This is a genomic window from Protofrankia sp. CiP1_Cm_nod1 (assembly GCF_920888515.1).
Classification (GTDB): Bacteria; Actinomycetota; Actinomycetes; order Frankiales; family Frankiaceae; genus Protofrankia.
In genome coordinates this window covers 4,382-11,514 of the sequence record NZ_CAKKTM010000396.1, presented here as the reverse complement: position 1 = coordinate 11,514, position 7,133 = coordinate 4,382, and the positions used below count along the sequence as shown (strand labels likewise).

General features: G+C 72.0%; 3 protein-coding genes. All 3 read left to right on the top strand.

Annotated elements, in window-relative coordinates:
- The first annotated feature begins 122 nt into the window (after positions 1 to 122).
- The 3 genes from alaS to NBX02_RS17945 all read left to right on the top strand — a co-directional run bounded on the left by alaS (position 123) and on the right by NBX02_RS17945 (position 6,945).
- Positions 123 to 2,807 carry an alanine--tRNA ligase gene (alaS, locus tag NBX02_RS17955; protein WP_250285276.1) on the top strand — a complete coding sequence of 895 codons (2,685 nt, stop codon included), beginning with the start codon at positions 123 to 125 and terminating at the stop codon, positions 2,805 to 2,807.
- A 287-nt stretch (positions 2,808 to 3,094) separates the two neighbouring features.
- The gene (locus NBX02_RS17950) at positions 3,095 to 5,770 is read left to right on the top strand and encodes a SulP family inorganic anion transporter (RefSeq protein WP_250285275.1); all 2,676 of its coding nucleotides are present in this window, start codon (positions 3,095 to 3,097) and stop codon (positions 5,768 to 5,770) included.
- A gap of 185 nt (positions 5,771 to 5,955) precedes the next feature.
- The gene (locus NBX02_RS17945) at positions 5,956 to 6,945 is read left to right on the top strand and encodes a 2-dehydropantoate 2-reductase N-terminal domain-containing protein (protein WP_250285274.1); all 990 of its coding nucleotides are present in this window, start codon (positions 5,956 to 5,958) and stop codon (positions 6,943 to 6,945) included.
- The last annotated feature ends 188 nt before the right edge of the window (positions 6,946 to 7,133 follow it).

The window sequence follows — 7,133 nt, the reverse complement described above, 5'->3', positions numbered from 1 at the left end:
TCGTGTCCTGTCCGCTCGACTGGCTACGATGGGCCATCGGCGCCTGGCCGGCACATCCGGCATCCGCATCGCGCGCCGATGGAACGTCGATGGCGCGTCGTCCGCCGGGCAGGAAGGCTGGAATGAAGTCCGCTGAGATCGCGAGCCGCTGGCTGCGCTATTTTGCCGACCGGGGCCACACGGTCGTCCCGTCGGCCTCCCTCATCGCGGACGACCCCACCCTGCTGCTCGTCAACGCCGGGATGGTCCCGTTCAAGCCGTACTTCCTCGGCGAGGTCGCCCCGCCGTACACCCGGGCCACCAGCGTCCAGAAATGTGTGCGGACCACCGACATCGAGGAGGTCGGCCGTACCACCCGGCACGGCTCCTTCTTCCAGATGTGCGGGAACTTCTCCTTCGGGGACTACTTCAAGGAGACCGTGATCCCGCTGGCCTGGGAGCTGCTGACCACCCCGGTGGCCGACGGCGGCTACGGCCTGGCCGAGGACCGGCTGTGGGTGACGGTGTACCTCGACGACGACGAGGCGGCCGACATCTGGCACTCCAAGGTCGGCGTGCCCGCCGGCCGCATCCAGCGGCTCGGCATGGAGGACAACTTCTGGTCGATGGGCGTGCCGGGCCCGTGCGGGCCCTGCTCGGAGATCAACTACGACCGCGGTCCGGCGTTCGGCGCCGAGGGCGGCCCCGCGGTCAACGGCGAGCGGTACCTGGAGATCTGGAACCTCGTCTTCATGCAGTACATCCGCGGCGAGGGATCCTCGAAGAAGGACTACCCGATCCTCGGCGACCTGCCCTCGAGGAACATCGACACCGGCCTCGGGCTGGAGCGGCTCGCGGCCATCCTGCAGGGCGTCGACAACCTCTACGAGATCGACACCTCGCGGGTGATCCTCGACCGGGCGTCCGCGCTGACCGGCGCCCGCTACGGCGCCGAGCACCGTTCGGACGTCTCCCTGCGGGTGGTCGCCGACCACGTGCGCACCTCGGTGATGCTCATCGGTGACGGGGTGCTGCCCGGCAACGAGGGGCGCGGCTACGTGCTGCGCCGGATGATGCGCCGCGCCATCCGCAACATGCGCCTGCTCGGCGCCCATGACGCGACCATGCACGAGATGGTCGACGCCACCATCGAGGCGATGGGCCCGCAGTATCCGGAGCTTGTCACCGACCGCGTCCGGATCGACTCGGTCGCCACCGCCGAGGAGGCGGCCTTCCTCCAGACGCTGCGCACCGGCACGTCCATCTTCGATCTGGCCGCGAGCGAGACGAAGAAGGCCGGCGCCAGCGTCATCCCCGGCGAGCGGGTGTTCCAGCTGCACGACACCTACGGCTTCCCGGTCGACCTCACCCTGGAGATGGCGGCCGAGACGGGCCTGACCGTCGACGAGGAGGGCTTCCGCCGGCTCATGGCCGAGCAGCGGCAGCGCGCCAAGGCCGACGCCCGCGCGAAGAAGACCGGCCACGTCGACACCTCGGCGTACCGGGACGTGCTGGCGGCGGCCGGCCCGTCGGTGTTCACCGGATACGGCAGCGGCGCCGAGGAGGCGCGCGTACGGGGGCTGCTGGTCGGCGGCGCGGCGGCCCGCGAGGCCGCGCAGGGTGACGACGTCGAGATCGTGCTCGACCGGACGCCGTTCTACGCCGAAGGCGGTGGGCAGCTCGCCGACGCCGGTGTCATCCGGCTCGCCGACGGCACCGAGATCGAGATCCTCGACGTGCAGAAGCCGCTGCCCGACCTGATCGTCCACCGTGGCCGGGTGCGCACGGGGGGAGTCACTCTCGGCGCGGACGTCCAGGCGGAGATCGACCCGGCCCGGCGGGTGGCGATCTCGCGTTCCCACAGCGCCACCCACCTCACCCACCAGGCCCTGCGGGACGCCCTCGGCCCGACCGCCGCGCAGGCCGGCTCGGAGAACTCCCCCGGCCGGTTCCGCTTCGACTTCTCCTCGGTGGCCGCGGTACCGCCCTCGGTGCTCGCCGATGTGGAGGAGACCATCAACCAGGTGCTGACCGAGGACCTCGACGTCCGCGCCGAGGTCATGGACATCGACCAGGCGCGCCGGACCGGCGCGATCGCCATGTTCGGCGAGAAGTACGGCGAGCGGGTCCGGGTCGTCTCCATCGGGGACTACTCCCGCGAGCTCTGCGGCGGCACGCATGTCCGCCGCTCCGGTCAGCTCGGCCTGGTCAAGCTGCTGGGGGAGGCCTCGGTCGGGGCCGGGGTGCGGCGGGTGGAGGCCCTCGTCGGCCTGGACGCCTACCGCTACCTGGCCCGGGAGGCCGTGCTCGTCTCACAGGTCACCGAGGTGCTCAAGGCCCCGCGGGCGGACGTGCCCGAGCGGCTGTCCCAGGTGCTCGGCCGGCTGCGGGAGGCCGAGAAGGAGCTGGAGAAGCTGCGGGCCGCGCAGGTGCTGGCCATCGCGGGCGATCTCGCCCGGGCGGCCGAGGACGTCGGCGGGACCGCGCTGGTCACCCACCGGGCGCCTGACGGCACCGGCGCGGACGACCTGCGCAAGCTCGTCGTCGACATCCGTGGCCGGGTGCCGGCGGACCGCCCGGCCGTCGTCGCGGCCGCGGCCGCGGCCGGTGGGCGCCCGGTCATCGTGGTGGCCACCAACGGCCCGGCGCGGGAACGCGGGATCCGGGCCGGGGAGCTCGTCCGCGGCGCCGCGAAGATCCTCGGTGGTGGCGGCGGCGGCAAGGACGACCTCGCCCAGGGCGGCGGCAGCAGCCCGGACGCCATCGCGGACGCGCTGGCCGGCGTCCGGCAGGCGGTGGCCCAGCGGCAGGCGGTTGTCAACGGCTGACACGGCCCCGCGGAGTGGGTGATTCGTCCCTTCCGAGGTGAACGTCACAGCCGGAAACTCGGATCGGGTCTCCTTCGTTCTTCAGGGTGCAACAACTAGTTACTGCACGTGATGGCCCCGCCAGTGGCGGGGCCATCACCGACAGGGCTTGGACTGGCGGTCGGGTGCGGGCGGGCGCCGCCCACGGGCTGGCTTCGACAGGGGCGCGGCCCTCTTCGGCGACCCCTTCGAAGCCGTTCCATCGCGACAGCCCTGTCCGGTGCCGACCCGACCCCGAGGAGCGTCGCGTGACCGTCTCAGACATCCCGTCGTCACCATCTGCATCATCGTCATCACAGCACAGCCATTCGCCGCCCGGTGCGCCGGAAGGCGCCGGGCACGGCCGGGCCCGCCGGCGCCCGCTCGTGCCCGCTACCTTCCGGCCCGACCTGCAGGCGTCGCTGGTGGTGTTCCTGGTCGCGATGCCGCTGTCGCTGGGCATCGCGGTCGCCTCGGGCGCGCCGGTCGCCGCCGGCCTCATCGCCGCCGTGGTCGGCGGCATCGTCGCCGGCCTGCTCGGCGGCGCGCCGTTGCAGGTCAGCGGTCCCGCGGCGGGGCTGACGGTCATCGTCGCGGGCCTGGTGTCCAGCTACGGCTGGCAGGTCACCTGCGCGATAACCGCCGCCGCGGGCGTGGTGCAGATCCTGTTCGCGGTCAGCCGCGTCGCCCGCGCGGCGGTCGCGGTTTCACCCGCGATCGTGCACGGCATGCTCGGCGGCATCGGGCTGACCATCGTCTTCGGGCAGCTGCATGTCGTGCTCGGCGGCGAACCGGAAAGCCATGCCCTGGACAACATCGCGACGCTGCCCGGGCAGATCATCGACAACCACAACGCCGCGACGCTGATCGGTGTCGTGACGATGGCGATCATCCTGCTGTGGCCCCGGTTGTCCAAGGTGCTGCCCAGGCAGGTGCGGGCGATTCCCGCGCCGCTGGCCGCGGTCACCGTCGGGACCGCCGTCGCCGCCGCGTTCCACCTCGACCTGCCCCGGGTCGACCTGCCCGGCTCGATCCTCGGCTCGCTGTCGCTGCCGCGGTTCCCGGACGCCGCCTGGGGCGGGATCATAGTCGGCGTCCTCGCCGTCGCCGTCGTCGCGAGCGTCGAATCCCTGCTGTCGGCGGTCGCGGTGGAGAAGCTCCCCGGCGCGCGCCGTCCCGGACAGCGCCCGATCAGCCTCAACCGTGAGCTGTTCGGCCAGGGATCGGCCAACATCCTCTCGGGCCTCGCCGGCGGACTGCCGGTCACCGGTGTCATCGTCCGTAGTTCCACCAACGTCGCCGCCGGGGCGAGGACGCGGGCGTCGGCCGTCCTGCACGGCGTGTGGGTGCTGCTGTTCGCGGTGTTCCTCGGCGGGGTGGTCGAGTGGATTCCCCTGGCGGCCCTGGCCGGGCTGCTGGTGGTCGTGGGGATCCGGCTGGTCGACATCTCCCATCTGCGCCATGTGCGCCGGCACGGCGAGCTGCCCGTGTACGTCGTCACCCTGGTCGGTGTCGTCGCTCTCGACCTGCTGCAGGGCGTCGCGCTCGGCCTGGTCACCGCGCTCGGCCTGATCCTGCGCCGGGTGCTGTGGTCCAACATCCACCTGGTCCGCTCCGGCGAGCTGTGGCAGGTGGAGGTCGAGGGGACCCTGAGCTTCGTCTCCCTGTCCCGGCTGTCCCGGATCCTCGGCCGGATCCCCCCGGGCGCGCCCGTGCTGATCGAGCTCGTGGTGGACTATCTCGACCACGCGGCGTTCGAGCATCTGCACTCCTGGTGCACCGACCACGAGCGGAGCGGGGGGAGCGTGACGGTCGACGAGATCGGTCACGCCTGGTTCCGGCCCGCCCAGGACGCTCCGGCCGGCCGGCGCCGCACCGTCGTCCCGCACCTGCCCCGCTGGTTCGCCCCCTGGTCGCAGTGGCAGGAGCTGGCCGCCGCGCACACCGGCTCCCAGGATGTCGGCTCCCAGGATGCCGGCTCCCGTGACACCGGCCCGCGGGACGCCGGCATCCAGAGCGGTCATCAGGCCGATGCCTCCCCGGCGGCCGGTCCCGTGCGGACGGCCGGAACAGGTACCGACGGCCGCGGGCTCGCGGCTGGTCACGCGCATCCCGTCAGCACGATGCTCGTCGGCGTGGCCGAGTTCCACCGCCGGGCCGCCCCGCTGCTGCGTGACACCCTCGGCGGGCTCGCCGAGGCGCAGCGCCCCAGCGCGTTGTTCCTGACGTGCGCCGACTCCCGGGTGGTGCCAAACATCATCACCAGTAGCGGCCCCGGTGATCTCTTCACTATCCGTAACGTCGGTAATCTCGTCCCGCCTGGCGCCTCCGAGCCGAGCGCCAGCATCGCGCCGGGCAGCGACCTGTCCGTGACGGCCGCGCTGGACTACGCCGTCAGCGTCCTGAAGGTTCCCTCGATCGTGGTGTGCGGGCATTCCGGGTGCGGCGCGATGCACGCACTGCTCTCCGGCGACCTCGACGACGAGCCGGACTCCGCGCTGGCGGGGTGGCTGACCCATGCCCGCGGGGCGCTGGCGCGCATGCCGCTGCCGGGTACGGAGGGACTGTCCCCGCTGGAGCAGCTGGGCCGGGCGAACGTCGTCCAGCAGCTGGAGCACCTGCGCGCCCATCCCGCCGTACGGGACGCCCTGGAGCAGGGCCGGCTGCAGCTCGTCGGCCTCTACTTCGACATCTCCGTCGCGTACACCTGGGTGCTCGACGAGGAGTCGGGCTACTTCGTCGACCCCTCGGAGGTGCTGACCGTGGTCGCGCCGCATCGCCGCCGGGCCTCCCGCCGCTGGGACGCGCCGGCCTCGGCGGCCTCGACCGGCCCGACGACCGGCCCGTCCACGGCGCATCCGCCGTCGGCGCCGCACACCCGAGGGCCCGGAAAAACGCTCCTCGACGGCCATCGCGGCCGTCGCCGCCGTGGCACCCCGGCCTGAACGGTGAAATCGAGGTAAAGCACGGTGACATCGAGGTAAGACATACGGCCTTCCGCGGGAAGGCCGCGGTCGGCCGGTGGGCCTTCTTCCGCGGGAAGGCCGCCGGCCGACCGGGCCCTTGTACCGGTTTCGTGCGGGCCGTCGACCCTGACGAACGTCCCGGCCCGTAATCGATACTGGATGGTATGCGTATTGTGGTGTTCGGCAGCGGAGCGATAGGAACGCTGCACGCCTGGGCGCTGTCACGGGCCGGGCATGACGTGAGCATGCTGGTCCGTCCGGAACAGCTGGCCCGCTGGTCCGACGGGATCAGCCTGCGAATTCTCGATGTGCGGGGCAGACGTCGCCGGGAGGTCGTCGAAGGCTTCCGCCCGCGCGTCGTCACCGAGCTGCGCCCCGCGGACGGAACCGACCTGGTCGTGCTCGCCGTCCGGCACACCCAGACCCCGGACGTCCTGCCGGAGCTGGCGCGCAGCCTCGGCTCCGCCACCGTGCTGTTCCTGAACAACAACTGGCGCGGCCTTGACCTGATAGACGCCCACCTGGGCAAGGACCAGTACGTGCTGGGCGCGCCACGCGGTGGCGGCGGCATCATCGACAACATCCTCGACGGTGCGCTCGAGGGCGGGATCATGCTCGGGTCGAGCGTGTCCGGGCACGCGCTGTACGGCCCGGCGACCGACACCGCCGAGCAGAACCTGGGCCGTCTCGTGGCGCTGTTCGCCGAGGCCGGTTTCCGGCCGGAAATCCATCCCAACATGGAACACTGGCTGTGGGTGCATTTCGCGAGCACCGCCGCGTGGATATGCGGTGCCGCCCGCGCCCGCGGTTTCGAGCCGTTCACCCGGAGCAACCGGGCGGTTTATGACGCGCTGCACGCCGGCCGCGAGGCCATGCAGATCTGCGCGGTGCGCGGCGCCGACGTGCGTATCGCGCAGGATGCGCGGCCGTTCCTGCTGCCGCCGTCCACCGTCACCCCGGCGGTCCGGCTTATGCTCCGTGGCGAACTGCTCCAGCGCGTTTCGGTGAATCACGGCCGGTACGCTCCGGTGGACCTCTACGAGATCTATGACGATCTCGTACGCACGGGGGAGCGGCTCGATATCCCCATACCCTGTCTGTTGTCCTACCGCGCCGACGTGGAACGGATGGTGGAACTCGCCCCCAGCCTGTGACCGGCACACCCACCGCTCATCGGAACCGGTTGGCGACGAGGGCGGCGACCGGGGGGATGAGCGCGGCGACGAGCATCATCGCCAGCGCCGCGGGCACCGACACCAGCCGGACCACACTGCCGGCGAGCACGAACAGCGTGACGCAGACGGCCATCATCGCCAGATACCGACGGCGGGCCCCTCGTTCC

Coding starts and splice junctions, on each gene's coding strand:
- NBX02_RS17945 (WP_250285274.1), top strand. CDS start 5,956: ATGCGTATTGTGGTGTTCGGCAGCGGAGCGATAGGAACGCTGCACGCC.
- alaS (WP_250285276.1), top strand. CDS start 123: ATGAAGTCCGCTGAGATCGCGAGCCGCTGGCTGCGCTATTTTGCCGAC.